The organism is Pseudoxanthomonas mexicana (assembly GCF_046736355.1).
Lineage (GTDB): Bacteria > Pseudomonadota > Gammaproteobacteria > Xanthomonadales > Xanthomonadaceae > Pseudoxanthomonas_A > Pseudoxanthomonas_A mexicana_B.
Genome location: NZ_CP157201.1, coordinates 3,299,903 through 3,325,805, shown reverse-complemented (window position 1 = coordinate 3,325,805; position 25,903 = coordinate 3,299,903). Strand labels below are relative to the sequence as shown.

Annotated in this window: 20 protein-coding genes; 15 read left to right on the top strand and 5 right to left on the bottom strand. The window is 70.6% G+C overall.

The window, feature by feature from the left end:
- The first annotated feature begins 1 nt into the window (after position 1).
- Together AAG688_RS15350 and AAG688_RS15345 are read left to right on the top strand one after the other, a co-directional pair.
- Positions 2-244, top strand: coding sequence for a type B 50S ribosomal protein L31 (locus AAG688_RS15350; RefSeq protein ID WP_162336762.1), 243 nt, complete (start codon positions 2-4; stop codon positions 242-244).
- A gap of 225 nt (positions 245-469) precedes the next feature.
- Complete coding sequence (locus AAG688_RS15345; RefSeq protein WP_411833055.1) at positions 470-1,759, top strand: citrate synthase; 1,290 nt, start codon at positions 470-472, stop codon at positions 1,757-1,759.
- A gap of 616 nt (positions 1,760-2,375) precedes the next feature.
- On the opposite strand, the gene AAG688_RS15340 is transcribed toward AAG688_RS15345, so the two are convergent.
- Both AAG688_RS15340 and AAG688_RS15335 read right to left on the bottom strand, forming a co-directional pair.
- Complete coding sequence (locus AAG688_RS15340; RefSeq protein ID WP_411833054.1) at positions 2,376-3,023, bottom strand: hypothetical protein; 648 nt, start codon at positions 3,021-3,023, stop codon at positions 2,376-2,378.
- Between the two features lie 193 nt (positions 3,024-3,216).
- Positions 3,217-5,634: a penicillin-binding protein 1A gene (locus AAG688_RS15335; protein WP_411833053.1), complete on the bottom strand. Its 2,418-nt coding sequence runs from the start codon at positions 5,632-5,634 to the stop codon at positions 3,217-3,219.
- 217 nt (positions 5,635-5,851) lie between these two features.
- Between AAG688_RS15335 and AAG688_RS15330 the strand changes: the two genes are divergently transcribed.
- The 13 genes from AAG688_RS15330 to tkt all read left to right on the top strand — a co-directional run bounded on the left by AAG688_RS15330 (position 5,852) and on the right by tkt (position 22,060).
- The gene (locus AAG688_RS15330; RefSeq protein WP_411833052.1) at positions 5,852-6,910 is read left to right on the top strand and encodes a pilus assembly protein PilM; all 1,059 of its coding nucleotides are present in this window, start codon (positions 5,852-5,854) and stop codon (positions 6,908-6,910) included.
- Positions 6,910-7,659, top strand: a complete 750-nt coding sequence (locus AAG688_RS15325) for a PilN domain-containing protein (protein WP_411833051.1) — start codon at positions 6,910-6,912, stop codon at positions 7,657-7,659. The genes AAG688_RS15330 and AAG688_RS15325 overlap by 1 nt, the downstream gene beginning before the upstream one ends.
- Positions 7,656-8,333 (top strand): type 4a pilus biogenesis protein PilO, encoded by a 678-nt coding sequence (locus AAG688_RS15320; RefSeq protein WP_411833050.1) that lies wholly within the window; start codon positions 7,656-7,658, stop codon positions 8,331-8,333. The genes AAG688_RS15325 and AAG688_RS15320 overlap by 4 nt, the downstream gene beginning before the upstream one ends.
- Complete coding sequence (locus AAG688_RS15315; RefSeq protein WP_411833049.1) at positions 8,330-8,875, top strand: pilus assembly protein PilP; 546 nt, start codon at positions 8,330-8,332, stop codon at positions 8,873-8,875. Before AAG688_RS15320 ends, AAG688_RS15315 begins: the two co-directional genes overlap by 4 nt.
- A 14-nt stretch (positions 8,876-8,889) precedes the next feature.
- Positions 8,890-10,812 carry a type IV pilus secretin PilQ gene (locus tag AAG688_RS15310; protein WP_411833048.1) on the top strand — a complete coding sequence of 641 codons (1,923 nt, stop codon included), beginning with the start codon at positions 8,890-8,892 and terminating at the stop codon, positions 10,810-10,812.
- A 239-nt stretch (positions 10,813-11,051) separates the two neighbouring features.
- Entirely contained in the window at positions 11,052-12,029 is a 978-nt protein-coding gene (locus AAG688_RS15305) for an AAA family ATPase (RefSeq protein ID WP_411833047.1), read from the top strand.
- Between the two features lie 411 nt (positions 12,030-12,440).
- Complete coding sequence (locus tag AAG688_RS15300) at positions 12,441-13,385, top strand: DUF58 domain-containing protein (protein WP_411833046.1); 945 nt, start codon at positions 12,441-12,443, stop codon at positions 13,383-13,385.
- On the top strand, positions 13,385-13,834 hold the full coding sequence (locus AAG688_RS15295) for a DUF4381 domain-containing protein (protein ID WP_411833045.1): 450 nt from the start codon (positions 13,385-13,387) through the stop codon (positions 13,832-13,834). Before AAG688_RS15300 ends, AAG688_RS15295 begins: the two co-directional genes overlap by 1 nt.
- A gap of 68 nt (positions 13,835-13,902) precedes the next feature.
- Entirely contained in the window at positions 13,903-14,844 is a 942-nt protein-coding gene (locus AAG688_RS15290) for a vWA domain-containing protein (RefSeq protein ID WP_411835034.1), read from the top strand.
- Positions 14,841-16,583 (top strand): tetratricopeptide repeat protein, encoded by a 1,743-nt coding sequence (locus tag AAG688_RS15285; protein ID WP_411833044.1) that lies wholly within the window; start codon positions 14,841-14,843, stop codon positions 16,581-16,583. Before AAG688_RS15290 ends, AAG688_RS15285 begins: the two co-directional genes overlap by 4 nt.
- Complete coding sequence (locus AAG688_RS15280) at positions 16,580-18,253, top strand: BatD family protein (protein ID WP_411833043.1); 1,674 nt, start codon at positions 16,580-16,582, stop codon at positions 18,251-18,253. The genes AAG688_RS15285 and AAG688_RS15280 overlap by 4 nt, the downstream gene beginning before the upstream one ends.
- Before the next feature lie 118 nt (positions 18,254-18,371).
- Positions 18,372-19,700, top strand: a complete 1,329-nt coding sequence (locus AAG688_RS15275; RefSeq protein WP_411833042.1) for a dicarboxylate/amino acid:cation symporter — start codon at positions 18,372-18,374, stop codon at positions 19,698-19,700.
- A 356-nt stretch (positions 19,701-20,056) separates the two neighbouring features.
- Positions 20,057-22,060 carry a transketolase gene (gene tkt / locus AAG688_RS15270; RefSeq protein ID WP_411833041.1) on the top strand — a complete coding sequence of 668 codons (2,004 nt, stop codon included), beginning with the start codon at positions 20,057-20,059 and terminating at the stop codon, positions 22,058-22,060.
- A 144-nt stretch (positions 22,061-22,204) separates the two neighbouring features.
- Here the strand turns inward: tkt and AAG688_RS15265 are convergent, their stop codons facing one another.
- The 3 genes from AAG688_RS15265 to AAG688_RS15255 all read right to left on the bottom strand — a co-directional run bounded on the left by AAG688_RS15265 (position 22,205) and on the right by AAG688_RS15255 (position 25,878).
- Positions 22,205-22,861 (bottom strand): M23 family metallopeptidase, encoded by a 657-nt coding sequence (locus AAG688_RS15265; protein ID WP_411833040.1) that lies wholly within the window; start codon positions 22,859-22,861, stop codon positions 22,205-22,207.
- Between the two features lie 4 nt (positions 22,862-22,865).
- A complete protein-coding gene (locus AAG688_RS15260) occupies positions 22,866-23,834 on the bottom strand; it encodes a L,D-transpeptidase family protein (protein WP_411833039.1) in 969 nt (322 codons plus the stop codon).
- Between the two features lie 94 nt (positions 23,835-23,928).
- Positions 23,929-25,878, bottom strand: a complete 1,950-nt coding sequence (locus tag AAG688_RS15255) for an acetyl-CoA hydrolase/transferase C-terminal domain-containing protein (RefSeq protein ID WP_411833038.1) — start codon at positions 25,876-25,878, stop codon at positions 23,929-23,931.
- Between the last annotated feature and the right edge of the window lie 25 nt (positions 25,879-25,903).

Below are 25,903 nucleotides of genomic sequence, written 5' to 3'. Positions count from 1 at the left end.
CATGAAGGCCGACATCCATCCCAATTACCGCGAAGTCGTCTTCCACGACGTGACCTCCGATTTCAAGTTCCTGACCCGCTCGACCCTGGGCAGCAAGGAAACGACGAAGTGGGAAGACGGCAACGAGTACCCGCTGATCAAGGTCGAAATCTCCTCGGCTTCGCACCCGTTCTACACGGGCAAGCACAAGGTCATCGACACCAGCGGCCGCATCGACAAGTTCCAGAAGCGCTACGCGCGCTGAGGAATTCCGTCCCTGCGACGCCCGACGGCCGCGCCCTGTGCGCGGCCGTTTGCGTTGGCGCGCCGGGCGCGCCCGCCCTTGTACTTTGGTCCGACTTTGGTCCCGGTCGGGGTGCGCGCCGGCGGCCCTATGCGATAATCGCCGCATCCACGGTTCAACCGCTGGACTCCCGTCATACGCCGGCCGCGCAGGCGCCCGGCGCACCCCCACGAAGGAGCGCACACTGTGTCCGAACTTGACCAGGTCACGCTGGCCGCTGGCGACAAGAACATCGCCCTGCCGGTCCTCAAACCGACGCTTGGCAACGATTGCGTCGACATCTCCAGGCTGACCAGGGAAACAGGTCTCTTCACCTACGATTCCGGCTTCACCGCCACCGCCAGCTGCAAGTCGGCCATCACCTACATCGACGGCGACAACGGCGTGCTGCTGTACCGCGGCTACCCCATCGAGCAGCTCGCCCAGCATTCCAGCTTCCTGGAAGTGGCCTACCTGCTGATGAACGGCGAGCTGCCGACCAAGGCCGAGTTCGACACGTTCGAACACGAGGTCACGCATCACACGATGATGCACGAGTCGCTGAAGAACTTCCTGCACGGCTTCCACTACGACGCGCACCCGATGGCAATGCTCGCCGGCACGGTGGCCTCGCTGTCGGCGTTCTACCACGACACCCTGGACCTGACCGATCCCGAGCAGCGCCGCCTGGCCGCCATCCGCCTGCTGGCCAAGATGCCGACCCTGGCCGCGGCCGCCTACCGCTATTCGATCGGCTGGCCGATCCGCTACCCGCGCAACAACCTCGAATACGTCGATCGCTTCCTGCACATGATGTTCGAGGTGCCGAGCGAGCCGCTGGAGACCAACCCGGTCGTGGCCAAGGCGCTGGACCTGCTGTTCATCCTGCACGCCGATCACGAGCAGAACGCCTCCACCTCGACCGTGCGCCTGGTCGGCTCCACCGGCGCCAACCCGTACGCCTCGGTCGCCGCCGGCATCACCGCGCTGTGGGGCCCGGCGCACGGCGGCGCCAACGAGGCGGTGCTGAAGATGCTGGAGGAAATCGGCGACGCCAAGAACGTCGCCTCGGCCGTGGCCAAGGCCAAGGACAAGGAATCGGGCTTCCGCCTGATGGGCTTCGGCCACCGCGTATACAAAAACTTCGACCCGCGCGCCAGGATCATCCGCGAGATGACCCACAAGGTGCTCGGCGAGCTGGGCGTGGACGACCCGCTGCTGGAAGTGGCGATGAGGCTGGAGGAGGCCGCGCTGAAGGACGAGTACTTCATCCAGCGCAAGCTCTACCCCAACGTCGACTTCTACAGCGGCATCATCTACAAGGCGCTGAAGATCCCGACCGAGATGTTCACCGTCATGTTCGCCATCGGCCGCACCGCCGGCTGGGTCGCGCACTGGCTGGAGCAGCAGGTCGATCCGGAAGCCAAGATCGGCCGTCCGCGCCAGATCTACACCGGCTACGACGTGCGCGACTACAAGGGCATCGACCAGCGCTGAGCCGGTCGCCTCCGAAGCGTCGTCCGAAGAACGCCCCGCCGATGCGGGGCGTTTCTTTTGGTTCTTCACCCAAGTCCGGGGGAATGACTGTAGAGCCGGGCTTGCCCGGCTACGTGGGTGCCGGAGCCGGGAGCAGCGGAGCAAGCTCCGCTCTACAGGAGGAGCGTTTTATAGAGCCGGGCCTGCTCGGCTACGTGGGTGCCGGAGCCGGGAGCAGCGGAGCAAGTTCCGCTCTACAGGAGGAGCGTTTTGTAGAGCCGAGCTTGCTCGGCTACGTGGGTGCCGGAGCCGGGAGCAGCGGAGCAAGCTCCGCTCTACAGGAGGAGCGTTTTGTAGAGCCGGGCTTGCTCGGCTACGTGGGTGCCGGAGCCGGGAGCAGCGGAGCAAGCTCCGCTCTACAGGAGGAGCGTTTTGTAGAGCCGAGCTTGCTCGGCTACGTGGGTGCCGGAGCCGGGAGCAGCGGAGCAAGCTCCGCTCTACAGGAGGAGCGTTTTGTAGAGCCGAGCTTGCTCGGCTACGTGGGTGCCGAAGCCGGGAGCAGCGGAGCAAGCTCCGCTCTACAGGAGGAGCGTTTTGTTGAGCCGAGCTTGCTCGGCTACGTCGGCCGGCATCGCCGTCAGCCGGGGGTCTCGTAGCCGGCGATCTCCTCCTCGGCCAGCAACTGCCGCAACTGCGACGACGAGGCGCGCCGCATCGGTTTTTCGTCCACCGAGGACAGCGGCGCCTGGCGCAGCGCGTCGTGCGGCAGCACGGTGACGTCGAAGCCGATGTCCTCGGCGCTGAACACCCATACCGGCAACTCGGCAACGCGATCGCGATCCATGCGCAGGCGGCGCGCGCTGGATTCGGCGGGGATGCGGTGCTCGGCGAGGAAGCGCGCCACCGCATCGGGGTCGTCGCTGTGCGCGTGCAGGTGTACCGGCGTGTTGGCGTCGGCGGTGCCGTCCAGCACAGGCCCGACCAGGCGCGGCGAGAAGGCCTGGAAGAAATCGAGTGCGCGCAATGCCGCCTCGCGGCGCTGGCGCAGGTCCTGCGCATGGTTAGGGCCGGCGAACAGGCGCTGGTACTGGCGCAGCGCGTCCTCGATCTCGCGGTTGCGCGGCAGCGAGGCGTCGTCGTGGATGCCGAGCCGGCTGGCGGCCTTGAGCTTGGCCTGGTGGAAGTCGCGGATGCCGCCCTCGGCCATCAGCCGGGCGGCCTCGTGGGCCAGCCGCAGGCGGCGTTCGCGGGTGCGGGTTTCGGCGTGCTGGCGGGCGTGGTGCATGGCAGGCCTCGGCGTCGAAACTGAGGCGACTGTACATGAAGGAATGTGAGGGTGGAGGCTAGAGACTGGGGCTAGAGACTAGGGGCTAGGGGCTAGGGGCTAGGGGCTAGGGGCAGGGACCAAGGGGAACCGGAGCGGGCAAGGGCGATACGCTTTTCCCGATTCCCGATTCCCGATTCCCGATTCCCGGCCCTCAGAAAATATCGAACGCCGACTCGTCCGGCACCGCTTCCTCCAGCCCGTAGTCGTAGTCCTGGATGCGGTCCATGTCCTCGACCTTGATCCATTCGGTCGCGCCGTTGAGCGTCACCTGGACCATGCCCTCGGGCGGATCGTTGGCGGCGATCGGCTTGTCCTTCAGCGCCACCCGCATGTAGTCGATCCAGATCGGCAGCGCCGCCTTGCCGCCGTATTCGCGGTAGCCCAGCGAGCGGAAGTCGTCGCGGCCGACCCACACCACGGTGGCATAGTGGGCGCCGAAGCCGGCGAACCAGGCGTCGCGGTGTTCGTTGGTCGAACCGGTCTTGCCGCCGACGTCCTCGCGGCCCAGCACCTTGGCCGCGGTGCCGGTGCCGCGCTGGACCACGTCGCGCATCATCGAGATCATCTGGTAGGCGGTGCGCTCGTCGATGGCGCGCGGCGCGGCGACGCTGTTGGGGTCGGCCGGCTTGCGCTCCTCCGGCGCGGGCGCGCTGGACGGTGGCGGCGCGGCTGCCTGCGTCGGGCCGAAGTTGAAGCCGTCCACCACCTGCGAGGCCGCCGCCGCCGCCCCGGCCGAGGTTCCGCCGCAGGCGCGGCAGGCCACGGCGGGGTTCTCCTTGAAGATGACGTTGCCCTCGCGGTCCTTGACCTCGTCGATGAACCACGGCGTCACCCGCGAGCCGCCGTTGGCGAACACCGCGTAGCCGCGCGCCATCGACAACGGGGTCAGCGAGGCAGTGCCCAGCGACATCGACAGGTTGGGCGGCAGCTCGGCCTCGTCGAAGCCGAACTGGCTGATGTACTGGCGCGCGAACGGCACGCCGATGCCGTCCAGCAGCCGCACCGACACCAGGTTGCGCGACTGCACCAGCGCCTCGCGCAGGCGCATCGGGCCGCGGAAGCCGCCGCCGTCGTTCTGCGGCCGCCACATGTGGCCGCGGCGATCGCGGAACACCACCGGCGCGTCCAGCACGATCGAGGCCGGGTTGAAGCCCTTCTCGAACGAGGCCGCGTACAGGAACGGCTTGAAGCTGGAGCCGGGCTGGCGGCGCGCCTGGGTGGCGCGGTTGAACTTGTTGCCGGCGAAGCTGAAGCCGCCGATCAGCGCGCGCAGCGCGCCGTTGTCGGCGTCCAGCGACACCAGCGCGGCCTGCCCGCGCGGCACCTGGCCGATCAGGAACTGGCCTTCCTCCTTGCCGGCCTCGATGCGCGCCAGGTCGCCGCGCTTGAACAGCTGCGCCGGGGTCTTGCCGGTCCAGCGGCTGGCCGCGGCGGGCAGCTTGAGTTCGCTGCCGTCGGCGCGGACCACGGTGATGCCGCCGTCGGCTTCGGTGCCTGCGACGATCACCGGGATCAGCCCGCCCTGGACCGGGATGCCGGCCAGGTGGCCCGCCAGCGCCCCGGCGTCGGCGTCGGCGGCCACGTCGAACTGGCGCTCCACCCCGTTCCAGCCGTGGCGGCGGTCGTACAGGATCAGGCCGCTGCGCACCGCCGCGTCGGCGGCGGCCTGCAGCGGCGCGTCCAGGGTGGTGGTGACGTGGTAGCCCTTGGTCAGCACGTCGCCGCCGAAGCGGGCGATCATCTCCTGCCGCACCATCTCGGCCACGTACGGCGCGTGGGCCTCGATGGGGCGCTCGTGCGGCCTGGCGTGGTGCGGCTCGGCCTTGGCCTGCGTAGCCTGGGCCGGGGTGATGTAGCCGTCCTCCAGCATCCGGTTGATCACGTAGTCGCTGCGCTGCTTGTTGCGCACCGGGTTGCTGATGGGGTTGCCGCTGGAGGGGAACTTCAGCGCGCTGACCAGGGTGGCGGTCTCGCCCAGGGTCAGCTGGTCCAGGGTCTTGCCGTAGTAGTACTCGGCGGCGGCGGCCACGCCGTAGGAGCGGTTGCCGAAGAAGCTCTTGTTGAGATAGAGCTGCAGGATCTCGTCCTTGCTCAGGTCCTTCTCTATCTGCATGGCCAGCATCATCTCGACCAGCTTGCGGGTATAGCTGTACTCGGAGCTGAGGAACCACTCGCGCGCGACCTGCTGGGTGATGGTGCTGCCGCCGGCCACGCGGCCCTCGCGCTTGGTCAGCACCTGCCAGATCGCCCGCGACACGCCCTTGGGATCGACCCCCTTGTGCTTGTAGAAGTTGGCGTCCTCGGCGGCGATGAAGGCCTGCCGGACCAGCGGCGGCACCTCGGCGATGGCCACCGGATAGCGCCGGGTCTCGCCGAACAGGCCGATCAGCTGGCCGCCGCTGGCGTAGACGTAGAGCGGCTCCTGCATCTCGACGTTGCGCAGGGATTCCACGTCGGGCACCTTGGAGGAGACCACGTAGTACAGGACCCCCAGGCCGGCCAGGCCGAGCAGGGCAAGGGCGGCAAACGTGATCAGCGTCCACCGCAGGAAGCGACGTAAACGGGGCATCCGGTGCTTTCCGATTGCAGAATTCTTGGCGGCAGAGTATAGATGCCGCCGGGGTTCCCGAGAGGGAACCCCGGGGGAAACAGGGGCTTGGGCAACAACCTTCGTGAACCGTGACAAGCAGCACAGCCAGGTCACTGATGGTTGCCAAGCGTAAAAAGTTGGTTATTAATGTGGGCGCACGCAAGTCCGTCCAGTGCCCGTCGGAAGGGGAAATACCGTGGGGCTAATCCCAAAAAGCCAGTCGCCGCTCATCGGCGTCGATATCAGTTCGACCGCGGTCAAGCTGCTGCAGCTTTCGCGCGTCGGCAACCGTTACCGCGTGGATCACTATGCGGTCGAACCCCTTCCGCCCAATGCGGTGGTGGAGAAGAACATCGTCGAGGTCGAGGCGGTGGGCGAGGCGATCCGCCGCGCGGTGACCCGCGCGGGTAGCAAGGCCAAGCATGCCGCCGCCGCCGTCGCCGGATCGGCGGTGATCACCAAGATCATCCCGATGCCGGCCGAACTGGACGAGGCCGACCTGGAGGCCCAGGTCGAGCTGGAGGCGGTCAACTACATCCCGTACCCGATCGAGGAAGTGAACCTCGACTTCGAGGTGCTGGGCCCGATGCCCAACAACCCCGAGATGGTGCAGGTATTGCTGGCGGCCTCGCGCTCGGAGAACGTCGAGCTGCGCCAGTCGGCGCTGGAACTCGGCGGCCTGACCGCCAAGGTGATGGACGTGGAGGCCTTCGCGGTCGAGAACGCCTTCGCCCTGATGGCCGACGACCTGCCGATCCCGCAGGACGGCGTGGTCGCGCTGGTCGACATCGGCGCGACGATGACCACCCTCAACGTCCTGCGCCGCGGCCGCAGCCTGTACAGCCGCGAGCAGGTGTTCGGCGGCAAGCAGCTCACCGACGAGGTCATGCGCCGCTACGGCCTGACCTACGAGGAGGCCGGCCTGGCCAAGCGCCAGGGCGGGCTGCCGGAGAGCTACGAGGTCGAGGTGCTGGAGCCGTTCAAGGAAGCCACCGTCCAGCAGATCAGCCGCCTGCTGCAGTTCTTCTATGCCGGCAGCGAGTTCAACCGCGTCGACCAGATCGTGCTGGGCGGCGGCTGCGCCTCCCTGCAGGGGCTGCCGGAGATGGTCGAGGAACAGCTCGGCGTGCCCACCATCGTGGCCAACCCGCTGGCGCAGATGACCCTCGGCCCGCGCGTGCAGGCCCATGCCCTGGCGCAGGACGCCCCGGCGCTGATGATCGCCACCGGCCTGGCGTTGAGGAGCTTCGACTGATGGCAAGAATCAACCTACTCCCGTGGCGCGCCGCGCGCCGCGCGCAGCGTCAGCGCGAGTTCTACGGCATGCTCGGCGCCGCGGCGCTGGCCGGCGTGGTGCTGTCGGGCCTGCTGTGGTTCCACTACAACAGCCAGATCAACGGCCAGAACGACCGCAACAACTTCCTCAAGGGCGAGATCGCCAAGGTCGAGACCCAGATCACCGAGATCGAGGCGCTGGACAAGCAGAAGGACCGCCTGCTGGCGCGCAAGAAGGTCATCGAGCAGCTGCAGGCCAACCGCTCGCAGATGGTCCATCTGTTCGACTCGCTGGTGCGCACCATCCCCGACGGCGTCATCCTGACCAACATCAAGCAGGAAGGCGAGATCCTGACCTTGGAGGGCCGCGCGCAGTCCAACGCGCGGGTCAGCGCCTATATGCGCAACCTCGAGGGATCGGGCTGGATGACCAAGCCGGACCTGTCGATCATCGAGGCCAAGGCCGAGGACGCCAAGACGCCGGTCCCAGTCGGCGATACCCGCACGCTGCCCTACGTGTTCAACCTGCAGGTCCACCTGGCCAACCCCAACGCGACGCCGGAAGGCCAGGACCCGGCCGCGGCGATCGAGGCCACGGGCAGCGTACCGGCGGCCGACGCCGCGGCGACCCCGGCCCCGGCCGAGGCGCCGGCCGTGGAGAATCCGCCGGCGCCCGCACCTGAAACTGCACCGGCCGCGGCCTCGACCACGCCGGGGAGCGCGTCATGAGCCAGAAGAAAACCTCCATCAAGAACCTGGACTTCAACAACATCGGCGCCTGGCCGCAGAACGCCAAGGTCGTCTTCTGCGTGCTGGTCACGGTGTTCATCCTGATCATCGCCTGGTTCCTGCTGATCAGCGGCAAGCGCGAGGAACTTCAGCGGCTGGAAGGGCAGGAGCGCGAACTGCGCGCCGACTTCGAGGACAAGCAGGGCCGCGCCTCCAACCTGGAGCCGCTGAAGCAGCAGCTGGCGCAGATGGAGCAGGTGCTGCAGCAGATGCTGCGCCAGCTGCCCAGCCGCACCGAGATGCCCGACCTCATCATCGACATCTCGCAGACCGCGCTGTCCAGCGGCCTGGCCAACGAGCTGTTCCAGCCGGGCCCGGAATCGCCGAAGGAGTTCTACGCCGAGAAGCCGATCGCCCTGCGCATGGTCGGCAACTACCACCAGTTCGGCGCCTTCGTCAGCGGCGTGGCCTCGCTGCCGCGCGTGGTCATCCTGACCATGCACGACATCTCGCTCAAGCCCAAGGATCCCAAGGCCGGCATCGTCAGCCGCGGCGCCCTGGAACTGTCGGGAACGGTCAAGACCTACCGCTACCTGGACGAGGAAGAAACCGCCGAGCAGGAGAAGGCCGCGGCCGCTGCCGCTGCCGGCCAGGCCACGGGAGGTGGCGCATGAGTCCGCGCAACAGCCGTTTCGTCCGCGCCTGCGCGCTGGCCGGCGTCGCCGTGATGCTGGCCGGTTGCGGCCGCGGCATCACCAGCACGCCCGGCGAGGCGCCCAACCTGGAGAAGTGGGTCAACGACGTCCGCGCCCGCCCGGCGCCGCCGCTGGATCCGCTGCCGGTGATGCAGCAGTTCGAGACCTTCGAGTACGCCGCCCAGGCCCTGCGCGACCCGTTCACCAGCGCCTGGAACAACACCGACGCCGCCGGCCTGCGCCCGGATCCGAACCGGCGCAAGGAAACGCTGGAACAGTACCCGCTGGACAGCCTGGACATGGTCGGCACGCTGGGACGGGGACCCGGTTTGATCGCCCTGGTGATGGCGCCGGACAAGGTCACCTACCGCGTCCGGCCCGGCGCCTACCTGGGGCAGAGCGACGGCCGCGTCACCGCCGTCAGCGAGACCGGCATAGAGCTTGTGGAACTGGTGCCGGATGGCGCGGGCGGCTGGCTGGAAAGGCCCGCATCGATTGCGCTTGAAGATCAGATCAAATGATTAGGGGAAACACGATGACCGCTTCGAACGCCCAACGCCTGCGGCCCGCCCGGCCTTTGGCCACCTTCCGGGTCTGCACCCTGGCACTGGCGATCGGCCTGATGGCCGGCGCGGGGCTCGCCAGCGCCAGCCCGGCGACCCCGGCCACCGAACAGGCGCAGCACCAGGCCAGTGCGGTGTCGGTTTCCAACATCGATTTCCGCCGCGGCGAGGATGGCGCCGGCAGGCTGATCCTGCGCTTCGATCGCGCCGGCGCCAGCCCGGACCTGCGCACCCAGGGTTCCGACGTCATCGTCGACCTGGGCAGCGTGCAGCTGCCCAAGGCGCTGCAGAAGCAGCTCAACGTGGTCGACTTCGCCACGCCGGTGCAGCGCATCGATGCGCACGGCAAGGGCGAGGGCACCCAACTGGTGCTCAACACGCGTGGTGCCTTCGAGTCGCTGGCCTACCAGACCGGCAACGAGTACGTGGTCGAGATCGTGCCGCGCAGCGAACGCGCGGCGATGGGCTCGGGCAACACCGCCACCGCCACCGCGGTGGCGGGCGCGCAGGCGGCCGGCACCGCCGCCTCCGTGCAGCGCTACGGCGGCCGCCCGGTGACGTTCAACTTCCAGGACGTGCCGGTGCGCACCGTGCTGCAGCTGATCGCCGAGGAATCCAACCTCAACATCGTCGCCTCCGACACCGTCGAGGGCAACGTGACCCTGCGCCTGGTCAACGTGCCGTGGGACCAGGCGCTGGACATCGTGCTGCGCGCCAAGGGCCTGGACAAGCGCCGCGAGGGCGGCGTGGTCTGGGTCGCCCCGCAGCCGGAACTGGCCAAGTTCGAGCAGGACAAGGAAGACGCGCGCATCGCGATCGAGAACCGCCAGGATCTGATCACCGACTACATCCAGATCAACTACCACAACGCCTCGGCCATCTTCAAAGCCATTACCGAGGCCAAGGGCGTTGGCAACCAGAACCAGAGCCAGGACAAGGACCAGGAAAACGGCTTCCTGTCGCCGCGTGGCCGCATCGTCGCCGACGAGCGCACCAACACGCTGATGATCAGCGACATCCCGAAGAAGGTCGCGCAGATGCGCGAGCTGATCGCGGTCATCGATCGACCGGTGGATCAGGTGCTGATCGAAGGCCGTATCGTCATCGCCACCGACAGTTTCGCGCGTGATCTGGGTGCGCGTTTCGGCATCAGCGGCGCGTCGGGTAAGCCGGGCGATCGCAGCTCGCTCGGTTTCGGCGGCAGCGTCTCGGCCTCGGGCGCCAATGCGCAGTCGCGTGCCGACGCGGTGATGGCGGGCGAACCCACGTTCCAGGCCAGCCGCGATCTCAACGTCAACCTGCCGGCCTCCGGCTACACGCTGGGCAACCCGGCCGGTCTGGCGCTGTCCATCCTCAACGCGGGCTTCATGCTCGACGTCGAACTGTCGGCGTTGCAGGAAGAAGGCCGCGGCGAAGTCATCTCCAATCCGCGCCTGGTCACCACCAACCAGCGCGAGGCGGTCATCAAGCAGGGCCGCGAAGTCGGCTACCTGACCGTGACCGGCAGCGGTACCGGTATTGCCACACCCACTGTCGAGTTCAAGGAAGCGCTGCTGGAACTGAAGGTCGTGCCGACGATCACCAACGACAACCGCGTCTTCCTGTCGCTGAACGTCAAGAAGGACGAGGTGCTGCGCTTCATCGATCTGGGCGATTTCGGCTCGGTGCCGGAACTGGCACGCCGCGAGATCAATACCGCCGTGCTGGTCGAGGACGGACAGACGGTCGTCATCGGCGGCGTGTACGAGTTCACCGACCGCAGCAGCGTGGCCAAGGTGCCGTTCCTGGGCGACATCCCCTTCCTCGGCAACCTGTTCAAGCGTAAGGGCCGCAGCAAGGAGAAGGCGGAACTGCTGGTGTTCGTGACGCCGAAGGTGCTCTCGGTCAAGCGCTGAGACCACCCGGATGCAGATTGACGACAGGGCCGCGGTTGCGGCCCTGTCGCTTTTCGGGATGAAGGCGGGAGCCGCGGCGACTCTTCCGAAGGGCGCGACGACAAGCTGAATTGTCGGGAACGCCGTGAGCGGATGCTTGAACCAAGGCCGCGCCGATGCGGCAGAATCGGGGCATGAATCCCAACGAATCCGAAACGGAACGCCCCGCGGCCAGCTTTGGCGATGGAGGCGATCGACGCATGAGCACCGGAAATCCGCACGCCGCCTTCCAGCAGTTGCGCTCGGATCTCGCCGCCACCATTGTGGGCCAGGCGGCGCTGATCGATCGCCTGCTGGTTGCGTTGCTGGCCGACGGGCACCTGTTGGTCGAGGGCGCGCCCGGACTGGCCAAGACCACCGCCATCCGCGCGCTGGCCGGGCGGCTGCAGGCGGACTTCGCGCGGGTGCAGTTCACCCCCGATCTGCTGCCGGCGGATCTGACCGGCACCGAGGTGTGGCGGCCGCAGGAAGGCCGCTTCGAGTTCCTGCCGGGACCGATCTTCCATCCGATCCTGCTGGCCGACGAGATCAACCGCGCGCCGGCCAAGGTGCAGTCGGCGCTGCTGGAGGCGATGGGCGAGCGGCAGGTCACGGTGGGGCGGCACACCTATCCGCTGCCGGCGCTGTTCCTGGTGATGGCCACGCAGAATCCGATCGAGCAGGAAGGCACCTTCCCGCTGCCCGAGGCGCAACTGGATCGCTTCCTGATGCACGTGCGCATCGGCTATCCGGAGGCGGCGGCCGAGGCGGAGATCCTGCGGCTGGCGCGCGAACGCGCGCGCGATGCGCTGCAACCGGCCCACGCCGCGCACGAGCGGATGCCGCTGGAGGACGTCTTCGCCGCGCGCGCGGCGGTGCTGGAACTGCACGTGGCGCCGCAACTGGAGCGTTACATCATCGAACTGGTGCTGGCCTCGCGCGATCCGGCGCGCTACGACGCCGAACTGGCGCGGCGCATCGCCTGGGGCGCCAGCCCGCGCGGTTCGATCGCGCTGGAACGCTGCGCGCGCGCGCATGCCTGGCTGGCCGGGCGCGACTACGCCACGCCGGAGGACGTGCGCGCGATCGCGCCCGACGTGCTGCGGCACCGCGTGCTGCCCAGCTACGAGGCCACCGCCGAGGGCTGGGACGGCGATCGGTTGGTGCAGGCGCTGCTCGATCGCGTGCCCCTGCCCTGAAAGCCGTGAACCGGTGACGGCGATGGAAAATCCATGCGGGCCGCGGGTATCGACGCATCCCTGGATGTCTCCAGGCGGTCCGGATGCGCTGGCGGCGGCGCACGCGTGCATGGCTTTCGTCGCCGCGAACAAACAAGTAATGGATGGCCGGATTCGAGTGCGGGGGCGCTCTTCCTTCCCGCGCTTGCGGGGTGAAGCGCCTGTCACCACGAAGACGTTTGGGGAACGTCAAAGGAGTGTAGAAGCGCCCTCATCCGTCCCTTCGGGACACCTTCTCCCGCAAGCGGGAGAAGGAATCGCAAATCGTCCGGTTATCCGCTCGAACGTTGAAATCCGGATACTCAAAAGACGCCCTCAAGCCGCCGTGCGCGCAAGCAGGCAGGCATGCCCGCCTGATGGAGCCACGCAACGATGAGCGCGAGGTCGCGCGATGAAGGCGGGAACCGGCCGCCGCCTTCCGGCGACGGCATCGCGCCGACGCTGGCCGAGCTGATCGCGCTGAAGGCGCTGGCGCAGCGGCGTCCGCCGGCCCGGCGCGGCCGCCACGGGCCGGCGGGTCCGGCGCAGTCCCATCTGCGCGGGCGCGGCATGGAGTACGCCGAGTCGCGCGAGTACGTGGCCGGCGACGACGTGCGCCACATCGACTGGCGGCTGACCGCGCGCAGCGGGCGCACCCACACCAAGCTGTTCCAGGCCGAGCGCGAGCGGCTGACGCTGATCGTCGCCGACACCGCGCCGTCGCTGTACTTCGGCACGCGCGTGCGCTTCAAGTCGGTGCAGGCCGCGCGCGCCGGCGCGCTGGCGGCATGGGCGGCGGTGGCCGAGGGCGATCGGGTGGCGATCCTGCGCGGCAGCCTGCGCGAACCGCCAGTGCGGCCGGCCTCGGGCATGCGCGGGGCGCTGCGGGTGCTCGATGCGCTGGTGCGCTGGTATCGCCAGCCGCCGGCCGACGATGCCGGCCTGTCGGTGGCGCTGGACCATGCCGGCCGGCTGCTGCGGCCGGGTTCGCGCCTGCTGGTGCTGGCCGATCCGCGCAGCGTAACCGGCGTGCCGGCGATGCGCTGGTCCGCGCTGGCCGCCCACCACACCGTCCTCGTGGCGATGCCGACCGACGCGCTCGAACGCGAGCCGCCGCAGGCGCTGCTGCCCTTCGCGGTGGCCGGCGAGCGCATCGAACTGGACATGGCCGATCCGCGCCAGCGCCAGGCCTGGCTCGCCGCCTTCGAGCGGCCCGTGCAGGACGCGCTGGCGCAACTGCCGCGGCGCGGCGTGCGCGCCGTCGCCCTGCCCGCTGAATCGGAAGGCCACGAATGGTTGCCGCTGTTCAACGGCGCCGCGCAGCCGCAGGTGGCGTGATGGCGGATCCGACCCTGATCCTGCGCGACGTGCGGGTGCCGGCGGCGCCGTCGCTGTGGCCGCCGCCGCCGGGCGTGTGGCTCGTCGCCACGGCGCTGGCGCTGCTGCTGGCAGGACTGGGATTCTGGCTGTGGCGGCGCCGGCGCACGCGGCGCAGCTGGCTGCGGTTGTTCGACGCGGCCTGCGCGCAGCCGCAGCCCGCCGCGCAGGTGGCCGCATTGTCGGAACTGCTGCGCCGTGCCGCGCGCAGGGTCGACCCCGGCGCGGATCGGTTGCAGGGCGAGGACTGGCTGCGCTTCCTCGACGGCCGCAGGGGCGGGTTCACGGGCGAGGAGGGCCGGTTGCTGCTGGACGGCGGCTACCGGCGCGAAGTCGATGCGCGCGTGCTGGCGCGTTTGCGGCCGCTGGCGCGGCGGCGCTACCTCGAACTGATGGCGGGACGCCGGTGAGCCTGCCCGATCTCCAGCAGTGGTGGCCCGGCTTCGCCGGATTTGCCTGGGCGTGGGCGTGGTGGCTGATGCCGCTGCCCTGGCTTGCGCGCCGCTTGCTGCCGGCGCGGCGTGGCGCGGGCGATGCGTTGAAGATGCCTTGCGGTTACCTGCTGCGACAGATGGCGACGCCGCGCCGCCTGCTGGCCGGCACCGGCCCGGCGGCGTTGTGGCTGCTGTGGTTCCTGCTGTGCGCGGCGCTGGCGCGGCCGCAGGTGTTCGGACTTGCGCAGGCGCCGCCGCTGAGCGGACGCGACCTGATGCTGGCGGTGGACCTGTCCGGCAGCATGAGCGAGACCGACATGGAACTCGGCGGCCAGGTGGTCGACCGGCTGACCGCGGCCAAGGCGGTGCTGGCCGATTTCATGGATCGCCGCGAGGGCGATCGCGTCGGCCTGCTGGTGTTCGGCCAGCGCGCCTACGCGCTGACCCCGCTGACCCGCGACCGCGAATCGGTGCGCGAGCAGCTGCGCGACAGCGTGGTCGGCCTGGCCGGGCGCGAGACCGCGCTGGGCGACGCCATCGGCCTGGCGGTCAAGCGCCTGCGCGCGCAGCCCGAGGGTCAGCGCGTGCTGATCCTGCTGACCGACGGCGTCAACACCGCCGGCCTGCTGGATCCGCTCAAGGCCGCCGAGCTGGCGCAGGGCGAAGGCGTGCGCGTGCATACCATCGCCTTCGGCAGCGAGAGCGGGCTGATGTCGATCTTCGGCGTACCGATGCCGGCTTCGGCGGCGGGCGAGGGCATCGACGAGGCGACCCTGCGGCGCATCGCCGTGCAGACCGGTGGGCGCTTCTTCCGCGCGCGCGATGCGACCGAGTTGGCCGGCATCTATGCCGATCTGGATCGCATCGAGCCGATCGCCCTGCCCGGCGAGGCGGTGCGGCCGCGGCTGGAGCGCTATCCGTGGCCGCTGGCCGCGGCCCTGCTGCTGGCGGCGCTGCTGGGCCTGTGGCCGGGACGGGCGCGATGACCGGCATCGACTGGAACGCGCTGCACCTGCTGCGCCCGCAGTGGCTGTGGGCGCTGGCCGCGCTGCCGGCGCTGTGGGCGGCGTGGCGCTGGCGGCGGCGCCAGCGCGACGTGTGGCGGCGCCAGGTCGATCCGCACCTGTTGCCGCACCTGATCGCGCCGGGGCCGCGCTGGCGCGGGACGTTCGCCTGGATCGCGCTGGGCTGGACGCTGGCGGTGCTGGCACTGGCCGGGCCGAGCTGGCGACAGGGCGCGCAGCCGCTGTGGCAGCCGGGCGCGCCGCTGGTGATCGCGCTGGATCTGTCGGCGCGCGCGCAGGCCGGCGACCTGCCGCCTTCGCGGCTGGTGCAGGCGCGGGCGAAGATCGCCGCGCTGCTGCGCCAGCGCGAAGGCGGGCAGGTCGCGCTGCTGGCCTACGCCGGCGATGCCTTCACCGTCGCGCCGCTGACCGAGGACGCGGCCAACGTGGCGCTGTTCCTCGATGCGCTGTCGCCGGAGGTGATGCCGGTGGCCGGCCAGCGCGCCGATCGCGCCATCCACCAGGCGCAGCGGCTGCTGGCGCAGGCTGGCTTCGAGCAGGGCGAGATCCTGCTGCTGACCGATCGCGCCGACGCCGACGCGCTGCGGGCGGCGGCGCAGGCCTCGACGCAGGGCTACCGGGTTTCCGCGCTGGGACTGGGCACGGCCGCCGGCGCGCCGTACCGGGAAGCCGACGGCCGGCTGGAGCGCGCCGCGCTCGATGCCGGCTCGCTGCGTGCGCTGGCCTCGGCCGGCGGCGGGCGCTACGCCGCATTGACGGCCGACGATGGCGATCTGGATGCGCTGGGCGTGCTGACGGCGGTGGCCGCGGACATGGCCTCGGCGAAGCCGCGCCAGGGTGGCGGTGCATGGCAGGACGAGGGCTACTGGCTGTTGCCGCCGCTGATGCTGCTGGCGCTGCTGGCGTTCCGTCGCGGCGGCGGGCTGGCCTGCCTGCTGGCGACGGGCCTGTGCCTGCCGCTGGCGCTGCCGGCGCAGGCGCAGGCACGACAGGATGACGGGAGCTGGTGGCAGCGCCCCGACCAGCAGCGCCACCAGCGCATCGAGCGCGGCGCGCAGGCCTATCGCCAGGGCGACTACGCCGCCGCGCAGCAGGCCTTCGAGGGCATCGACACGCCGGAGGGCTGGTACAACCTCGGCAACGCGCTGGCCCGGCAGGGCCGCTACGACGAGGCCATCGAAGCCTACGACCGCGCGCTGGCGCAGCGGCCGCGGATGGAGGACGCCCTGGCCAATCGCGCCGCGGTCGAGGCCGCGCGCAAGCGCCGCCAGCAAGGCGACGGACAGCAGGGGCAACAGGGCCGGCAAGGACAGCAGGAGCCGCAGCGCCAGCAAGGAGAACGCCCGGAGGCGGGCCAATCCGGTCAGTCGAATCCCCGGGCCGGCTCCGCGGCTTCCACGCCCCCTTCCGCGCCGCCCTCGCCACCGTCTCCGCCACGGCAGGAGGACCGCCAGGCCCAGCAGGCCGCCGATGCCGCCCAGCGCGAGCGCATGCGCCAGGCGATGCAGGCGGCTGGCCGGCTCGAAGACGGCGACGCGCGCGACGGCGCGGCCGCGGCGGCCATCAGCGCGGAGGAACGTGAGCGCCGGCAGGCGGTCGAAGCGTGGCTGAGGCGCATCCCCGACGATCCGGGCGGGCTGCTCAAGCTCAAGTTCCGGCTGGAATACGAGCGCCGCCTGAAGGAAGGTACCTCGCCATGAAGTTCCTGTTGACCTGCCTGTTCGTGCTCGGCGCATTGGCCGCGGGCGATCCGGCGCGGGCGCAGGCGACCGCGCGCGCCTGGCTGGAACCGCAGCAGATCGCGCTGGGCGAAACGGTCACCCTGCACATCGAAGGCGACGGCGGCCCGCCGGATCCCGCGCCGCTGGTGCGCGACTTCGTCCCGGGCGAGTTGCAGGTCAGGCGGATGGCATCGACGGCGCAAGGCGCGGCCCGCGCCGGCACGACCTGGTCGCTGGTGCTGACCCCGCGCCGCGCCGGCCGGCTGGTGATACCGCCGCTGCAGGTCGGCGCGCAGCGCACCGCGCCGCAGGTGTTGCAGGTGCTCGATGCGCCGGCCGCCGCGCCGGGCGATGCGCGCATCTTCCTGGAAACCGTGGTCGACGACGTGCAGCCCTATGTGCAGCAGAGTGTCGGCGTCGCGGTGCGGCTGCACTACGCGGTGCCGCTGGTGTCCGGGCAACTGGACCTGGATGCGCCGGAGGGCGCGCTGCTGCAGAAGGTCGGCGACGACCTCACTTCCAGCCGCGAAATCAACGGCCGGCGCTACCACGTCGTCGAGCGGCGCTTCCTGCTGGTGCCCGATCGCAGCGGCACGATCACGCTGCCGGCGCCGCGCTTCAGCGGCCGCGGCGCCGGCGGCTGGCTGGAGGATTTCCTCGGCGGCAACAGCCGCGAGATGCGCGCCGCCGGCAACGCGCGCACGCTGCAGGTGCGCGCGCAGCCCGACGGCGCGCCGCAGCCGTGGCTGCCGCTGCGCGACCTGCGCCTGCGCTACGTCGCCGCGCCGCAGCGCCTGCGCGCCGGGGAGGCGGCGGCGCTGGTAATCGAGGCGACCGCGCTCGGCGCCACCTACGCCCAGTTGCCGGAACTGCCGGCGCCCTCGGCGCCCGGCGCGCAGGTGTTCGCCGAACCGGCGCAGTACGAGGAGACCTTCGATGGCGGCACGCCGCAGGTCAGGGTGACGCGGCGCTACTCGATCGTGCCGGGACAGGCGGGCACGCTGTCGCTGGCCGGTCCTTCGATGGCGTGGTGGGACGTGCAGGGCAACGCGGCGCGGCGCGCCACGCTGCCGGATCTGCGGCTGGAAGTGGAAGCGGGCAGCGGCAGCTTCGCCATGCCCGCCCTCGCGCCGTCCTCGCCATCGGCCGCATCGCAGCCGGCGGCGCCGGGTGCAGGCGCATTGCCGGCGGGCGCGCTGGCGGGCGAAGCGGCGGCCGGCATCTGGCCTTGGCTGGCGGCGGCCTTCGCGCTGTTGTGGCTGGCCACGCTGGTGTGGGCGCTGCGCCGCCGCGCCCCGGACCGGGACGGAATCGCCGCCCCTTCGCCCGCGCGCGAGGAACGCGCGCGTCCGCGTCATGGCCTGGCCGACCTGAAGCGCGTGCTGGATACCGGCGATCTGGACGAGGTCGGCGACGTGCTGCGCGGCATGGCCGCGCCGCCGGCGCGCGACCTGGACGAACTGATCGCCCGCCTGTCGCCGCCGGCCCAGCGCGCGGCGGTGGAGCGGATGCGCCGCGCGCGCTGGGCCGGCGGCGACGCGGTGGCCGCGCGCGCCGCGTTGCGCGAGGCCTTCGCCAGGGGGCCGCAATGGCAGGCCGCGCCACGCGAGCAAGCCTCGCCGCTGCCGCCGCTGTATCCGCCGGGATAGCGCCGGACTCGCGCACGGCGCGGCGGGATAACGCCCGCGCCGCGTCCGCCCTTCCGGCCGGGAAAGGGCCGGCGAAGCCGGTTTGCTAAGCTCCGCGCTTTGCCCAGAACCGATGCCCATGTCCCGGAACCGTCCCGACCAGGCTGCCAAGGCACGCCTCCCGCTGCACTGGAAGATGGCCATCGGCTTCGCGGTCGGCCTGCTGTTCGGGCTGATCGTGCACGTGAGCGGCGCCGACGCGGGCTGGGTCAGGGATTTCACCCGCTACGTCACCACGCCGTTCTCGCAGGTGTTCCTGAGCCTGATCTTCATGCTGATCGTGCCGCTGCTGTTCTCGGCGCTGGTGGTCGGCATCGCCGAGATGGGCGACATCCGCGCGCTCGGCCGGATCGGCTGGAAGACGCTGGCCTACACGGTGGTGCTGTCGGCGGTGGCAGTGCTGCTGGGCCTGGTACTGGTCAACCTGCTCAAGCCCGGCGTGGGCGTGGACCCGGAACTGGCGCGCTCGCTGCTGGTCGAGAACGCCGAGCGCGCCAAGCAGATCGTCGCCAGCTCGGCGGACCAGCCCAAGGGCCTGGACATGCTGCTGTCGATCGTGCCGGACAACGTGGTCAACGCCGCGTCCAACAACGGCTCGATCCTGGCGCTGATGTTCTTCGCGGTGATGTTCGGCGTCGGCCTGGTGCTGACGCCGTCGCAGAACACCGCCCTGCTCAAGCGTGGCATCGAGGGCGTGTTCGAGATCTCGATGACGCTGATCGGGCTGGTCATCCGCCTGGCGCCGTACGCGGTGGCCTGCTTCATGTTCAACCTCGCCGCGATCTTCGGCTTCGACCTGCTGGTGCGGCTGGGCGCCTACGTCGGCGTGGTGGTGCTGGCGCTGGGCCTGCACCTGGTGGTCAACTACTCGGTGGCGCTGAAGCTGGCCGGCGCCTCGCCGCTGAAGTTCTTCCGCGGCAGCCAGGAGGCGATGGTGATGGCGTTCTCGACCGCCTCCAGCAACGCCACCCTGCCGACCGCGCTGCGCGTGGCCGACGAGAAACTCGGCCTGCCGCGCACGGTGTCGCGCTTCGTGCTGACCGTCGGCGCCACCGCCAACCAGAACGGCACCGCGCTGTTCGAGGGCGTGACGGTGATCTTCCTGGCCCAGTTCTTCGGCGTGGACCTGACGCTGGGCCAGCAGTTCATGGTGATGCTGGTGTGCATCCTCGGCGGCATCGGCACCGCCGGCGTGCCGTCCGGCTCGCTGCCGGTGGTGGCGCTGATCTGCGCGATGGTCGGAGTCAACCCGATCGGCATCGGCCTGATCCTCGGCGTCAACCATTTCCTCGACATGTGCCGCACCACGCTCAACGTGACCGGCGACCTGACCCTGGCCACGCTGGTGGCGCAGGGCGAGGACGGGCGCGAGCTGCCGGGCGTGGTCGGGGAGACGTCCGCCCCCTAGGGGTATCCCGCGAGATTCCAGGCCGTCATCCCTGTTTCCGGGCCGTCATCTCGATTTCTGGGTCGCCATCCCCATTCCAGGTCGTCATCCCCGCGAAGGCGGGGACCCAGCGACTTTCCGAATCGTTTCAAGGCACTGGGTCCCCGCCTTCGCGGGGATGACGAAGGGAGATTTCTCGCGGGATGCCACACTGGCCGTCGCGGCGCGAGCCGTGAGGCGCGGCCCCGGCCCGGGCAGGACCGCGATTTCGGGCCGTCCCGCGGCGGCGGGAACGGCCGGGACAACCCGCCCGCGGCTCTGTGGGACAATAGCCGGCCCCGCGCACCGCGGGCCGCCTTCCTTCCCGCCTGAATCCCATGACGACGCCGACCCGCCGCCAGCTTGCCAACGCCATCCGTTTCCTCGCCGCCGACGCGGTCGAAGCCGCCAAATCCGGTCATCCGGGCATGCCGATGGGCATGGCCGACATCGCCGAGGTGCTGTGGAACGACTACCTGAGCCACAACCCGTCCAACCCTCACTGGTTCAACCGCGACCGCTTCGTGCTGTCCAACGGCCACGGCTCGATGCTGCAGTACGCGCTGCTGCACCTGTCCGGCTACGACCTGCCGCTGCAAGAGCTGAAGAACTTCCGCCAGCTGCACAGCAGGACCGCCGGCCATCCGGAACGCCACGAGACGCCCGGCGTGGAGACCACCACCGGCCCGCTCGGCCAGGGCCTGGCCAACGCGGTCGGCTTCGCGCTGGCCGAGAAGCTGCTGGCGCAGCGCTTCAACCGTCCCGGCCACGCCGTGGTCGATCACCGCACCTGGGTGTTCCTGGGCGACGGCTGCCTGATGGAAGGCGTCTCGCACGAGGCCGCGTCGCTGGCCGGCACCTGGGGCCTGGGCAAGCTGATCTGCTTCTGGGACGACAACCGCATCTCCATCGACGGCAACACCGAGGGCTGGTTCACCGACGACACGCCGGCGCGCTTCGAGGCCTACGGCTGGCAGGTGATCCGCGGCGTCGACGGCCATGATCCGCAGGAGATCAAGACCGCCATCGAAACCGCCCTGGCCAATGCCGACCGGCCCACGCTGATCTGCTGCCGCACCACCATCGGCTTCGGCTCGCCCAACAAGGCCGGCAAGGAGTCCAGCCACGGCGCGCCGCTGGGCAAGGACGAACTGGAGGCCACCCGCCAGGCGCTGGAATGGCCGCACGCCGCGTTCGAGATTCCCGAGCCGATCTACGCCGGCTGGCGCGCCAACGACGCCGGCCAGGCGCGCGAGGCGCAGTGGCGGCAGGCGTTCGACCGCTACGCCGCCGAGCACGCCGATGCCGCCGCCGAGCTGCTGCGCCGCGCGCAGGGCGAGCTGCCGGCCGGTTTCGAGGACGCCGCCGCGGCGTACGTCGCCAAGCTGCAGGCCGAAGGCCCGGTGGTCGCCTCGCGCAAGGCCTCGCAGATGGCGATCGAGGCGTTCGCGCCGCTGCTGCCGGAACTGGTCGGCGGCTCGGCCGACCTGGCCCACTCCAACCTGACCCTGTGGAAGGCCAGCAAGTCGGTCGCCAGCGACGACGCCGACGCCAACTACGTCTACTACGGCGTGCGCGAGTTCGGCATGAGCGCGATCGCCAACGGCCTGGCGCTGCACGGCGGCTTCATCCCGTTCGACGCCACCTTCCTGGTGTTCTCCGACTACGCGCGCAATGCGGTGCGGATGAGCGCGCTGATCCCGGCGCACGCGATCCACGTCTACACCCACGACTCGATCGGCCTGGGCGAGGACGGCCCGACCCACCAGCCGATCGAGCACCTGGCCTCGCTGCGCTACATCCCCAACAACGACGTCTGGCGCCCGTGCGACGCGGTCGAGTCGGCGGTGGCGTGGAAGGCGGCGATCCAGCGCAAGGACGGCCCGAGCTGCCTGGTGTTCTCGCGCCAGAACCTGCCGCACCAACCGCGCGACGAGGCGCAGCTGCGCGACATCGCGCGCGGCGGCTACGTGCTGGCCGAGGCCGACGGCGGCGCGCCGCAGGCGATCCTGATCGCCACCGGCTCGGAGGTCGGGCTGGCCATGCAGGCGCGCGAGGCGCTGCAGGCCGGCGGCGTGCCGACCCGGGTGGTGTCGATGCCGTCGACCGACGTGTTCGATCGCCAGGACGCGGCCTACCGCGAGTCGGTGCTGCCGGATGCGGTGCGCAGGCGGGTGGCGGTGGAGGCGGGCATCGCCGACTACTGGCGCAAGTACGTGGGCCTGGATGGCGCGGTGGTCGGCATGAGCACGTTCGGCGCTTCGGCGCCGGCCGATGCGCTGTACAGGCACTTCGGCATCACCGTCGATGCGGTGGTCGAGGCGGTGCGATCGCTGCGCTGATGCGCCCGTAACCCGGGGCGATGCGGGAAGGCCGGAGTAATCCGGCCTTTTCGCTGTCCGGAGAGCCGTGGGGCCGGGCTTGCCCGGCTGCATTTGGCGAAGAGCAGCCGAGCAAGCTCGGCTCTACAGGTGCGAGGGCGGATTTCAGGGCAGCGTCGTATCGCCGCGCAGGATCGGGTACGGGTTGATCGCCTCGCCTTCCCACCAGCGCTTCTCCGGGCCGAGCAGGAAGATCGCGAAATGCAGGTGCGGCGCCTCCGGACTGGCGTTGCCGGTGCTGCCGACGTAGCCGATCACCTGCCCTCGCCGGATCGACTGGCCTTCGGCCAGGCCGTCGGCGTAGCGTTGCAGGTGGGCGTAGTAGTAGGCGTAGCGTCCGCCGGGTTCGAACTGGTAGACGGTCAGGCCGCCGCGCTCGCTGTCGAACAGCTTCTCCACCGTGCCGTCGGCCACCGCGATCACCGGCGTGCCCTCGGCGGCCATGATGTCGATGGCGTCGTGGCGGCGTCCCTGGCTGCGCGCGTCGTTGAAGGTGTCGCCGAGTTGCGAGGGCGCGATGCCTTGCACGGGGACGAGCAGGGCCTCGGCAGGCGTCGAACCGGCGCCGGGCGGGGCGGATTGCGGAAGCGGAGCGGGCGGTGCGGCGGCCGGTGAGGCAATGGCGGGGGACGCGACCGGCGCGGCGACGCGGACGGCTCGCGTCGCCGCCGCCGCGCCGGCCGGTGGCGGGCGACCGGCCAGCCATTCGTAGCCGACCAGCGCCAGCGCGATCGCCAGCAACGCCGCCAGCAGCCATTTCATCGGTTCACTCCTGCATCACCACCGGCACGCTGGCATCGACGGCCGCGGCCACCGCCAGCGCATCCCAGTTGGTCAGCCGCACGCAACCGTGCGACTGCGCCTTGCCGATGCTGCGCGGTTCCGGCGTGCCGTGCAGGCCGTAGTGCGGCTTGGACAGGTCGATCCACACCACGCCGACCGGGTTGTTGGGACCGGCTGCGACCGTGGCCTTGCCGTGCGAGGGATCCGCGTCCCAGAACAGCTTCGGGTTGTAGTGGTAGGTCGGATCCTCGATCACGGCCTTGATCTCCCATTGGCCGATCGGCAGCGGATCGCGCTCGCTGCCGGACGAGGCGGGAAACTGCGCATAGGTCTTCCCTGCCGCGTCGACCAGCGACACCGTCGAGTCGGACTTGTCGACCACCACCCTGGCGGCCTTGGGCAGGGCGGGCAGGCCGGCGACGTTGGGCACCTTGATCGAGGTGCCGGCGCGGGCGAAATCGGCCCGCGGGTTGAGCTGGCGCAGCAGCTCCGGGCTGGCGTGGAAGCGCTCGCCGAGCGCTTCGTCGATCGATGCGTAGCCGAGCGTTTCCAGCCTGGCCTTGGCCATCATGTCGTCCGGCACCTTGCGGTAGGGACCGGCGACGTCAGCCTCGGTGATCGTGTAGTCGACCAACGCCGGCGCGGCGTCGGCATTGAGCGCGTCCCAGGTGGCGGCATCCAGTTCGCCGGTGACCTCCAGCCCGCGCGCGGACTGGAAGCCGCGCACCGCGCGGCGCTGGTTGGAACCGGCCAGCCCGTCGATTTCGCCGGGCGAGAAGCGCGCGCGATCCAGCAACACCTGCGCCCGTATCCGTGCGGCCATGCCTTCGGTGGTCGCGGGCTGATTGATGCCGTCGACCCGCAGCGAGGCGGCGTCGGTGCCGGCGAGCGCGGGCGCCGGAGCGGTGGCGAGCAGCAGCGTCAGGGCGAGCGGAGCGGTGCGTGGATGCATGGATCGTCGTCCGGAGGGGGCCGATCCACCATGCCGGACCATGCCGCCTAGCGCGCGTGAAAATGCTGGACGACGGCTGACCGGCGCGCGCTGGCTATCGCCGCGTACGCCGCAAAGCCATGCCCAGCAGGCGCGCCTGCAGCCTTTCGCCGATGCCGGAGGGATTCTCCAGCCCCATCCGCCGCAAGGCCTCGGCATCGTCGTGGCGGCCGGCGGCCAGCGCCGCGATCAGCGTGCGCAGCTTGCCGGCGCGGTCGCCGGTGCGCGACTTCAGCCAGCCCAGCGCGCCGGCCAGCCGCTGCTCGACCGCGGTGAAGTCGCTGCCCAGCGGATAGTCCGGCAGCGTGCCGTCGCGGCGGAACGGCGCCAGCAGCGCCGACAGCCGCTGCGGCGTGTTCTCCGGCCAGTGCGCCGCGGCGGAGAAATCGCCGGCCAGCTTGCGCGCGGCGCGGGCCTGGTCGAGCAGCCCGGCCTGGAAGCGCGCATCGGCGATGGCGGCCATTGCGGCGATGCAGTCCGCATCGCTGGCGCCGCGCAGGTCGGCGATGCCGTATTCGCTGACGTAGAGATCGCGTAGGTGGCGCGGGATGGTGGCGTGGCCGTAGTTCCAGCGGATGTTGGACTGCGGTTCGCCGCCGTCCTCGCGCACCGCGCGCAGCATCAGCGCCGAGCGCGCGCCGTCCAGCGCGTGCGCCATCGCCACGAAGTTGTACTGCCCGCCGACGCCGGACACCACGCGGCCGTCCTCCAGCCCGTCCGACACCGCAGCGCCCAGCGCCGTGGCCATCATGCAGGAGTTGAAGAAGCGCGCGTCGCGGCGCTGCATCCGCCGCAGGTCGCCGCCGTCGCCGTGCAGCCGGTTGATCTCGCTGATGCGGCGCATGCCGATTCCGCGGCACTGCTCCGGCGGCAGATCGCTCAGCCACCGGTAGAAGTCGGGCGAGCCGAGATAGAACGCGCCGTGCAGGTATTCGCCCTCGCGCTCGAGCCGCGCCTGGTCGCCGGGGCTGGCGCTGCCGCCGTCGATGCGTCGCATCAGCGCCGCGTCGTCGATCACCTTGCGGCGGATGACTCCGGCCTGGACCAGCCTGCGGAAGCCCTCGCTGATCATCTCGCTGCAACCGTACAGGCCGATCGCGAAGGGCCCCAGGCCGCCGTTCCCGCGCACCGCCGGATGCCGCTCCAATCGGGGATCCAGCGCCGCCAGCACGCGCCGGTAGGCGGCGTTGTCGGTGTGGCGCAGTGCCAGCGCATGACACAGCGCGTCGGCCAGCGCGCCGATGCCGATCTGCAGGGTGCCGCCGTCGCGCACCAGCGCGCTGGCGTACAGGCCGATGGCGTAATCGGCGTCGGACACCGGCTGGCGCGGCAGCCCGAACGGCGCCGGGTACGGGCCGGGCGGGGCGACCACCGCGTCGAAGAAACCGTCCTCGACCGCCGCGTCGCCGCCCAGCCACGGCAGCCGCGGATCCACCTCGGCGACCATCAGCGGCCGCGGCAATCCTCCCGCGACGATGGCGTCCACCGCGTCGCGGGTCAGGTCGTTGTTGCACGACAGCGACAGCCGGCCGCTCCGCCCGTCACGCGCGGCCTTCTGCACGATCACGTTGACCTGGCGATCGGCCAGCGCCGCCGCCACGTGGGTGTAGTTGAGGCTGGCGTAGCCAGACTGGGCCTGGCGCGATTGCAGCAACGCGCCGGATTGCAGGTAGAACTCCTCGACCCGGACGTGCGCGGGCAGGGCGTCGCGCTGCATCGCCTGCACGTAGGCCAGGCGCGGGAAATCGTCGCCGAAGTGGCGCGAGACGAACGGCGCCAGGAAGCGCGCCTCCAGCCCGTCGCCGTCGGCGCAAGGCGGGTCCAGCGACAGCGCCGTGTACAGGCGCCATTGTCGCGAAGGGTCGTCCTGCAGGCGCGCGTACAGCGCATTGAGCAAGCGGTGCGGCTTGCCGATGCCCAGCGGCGCGCCCATCCGCAGCGTGTCAGGCGTGCGTTGCAGGATGAAATCGACGGCATGGTCCAGCGAGTCCAGCGAAATCGTCATGGCCGCAGCCTAGGACGGGCCGGGT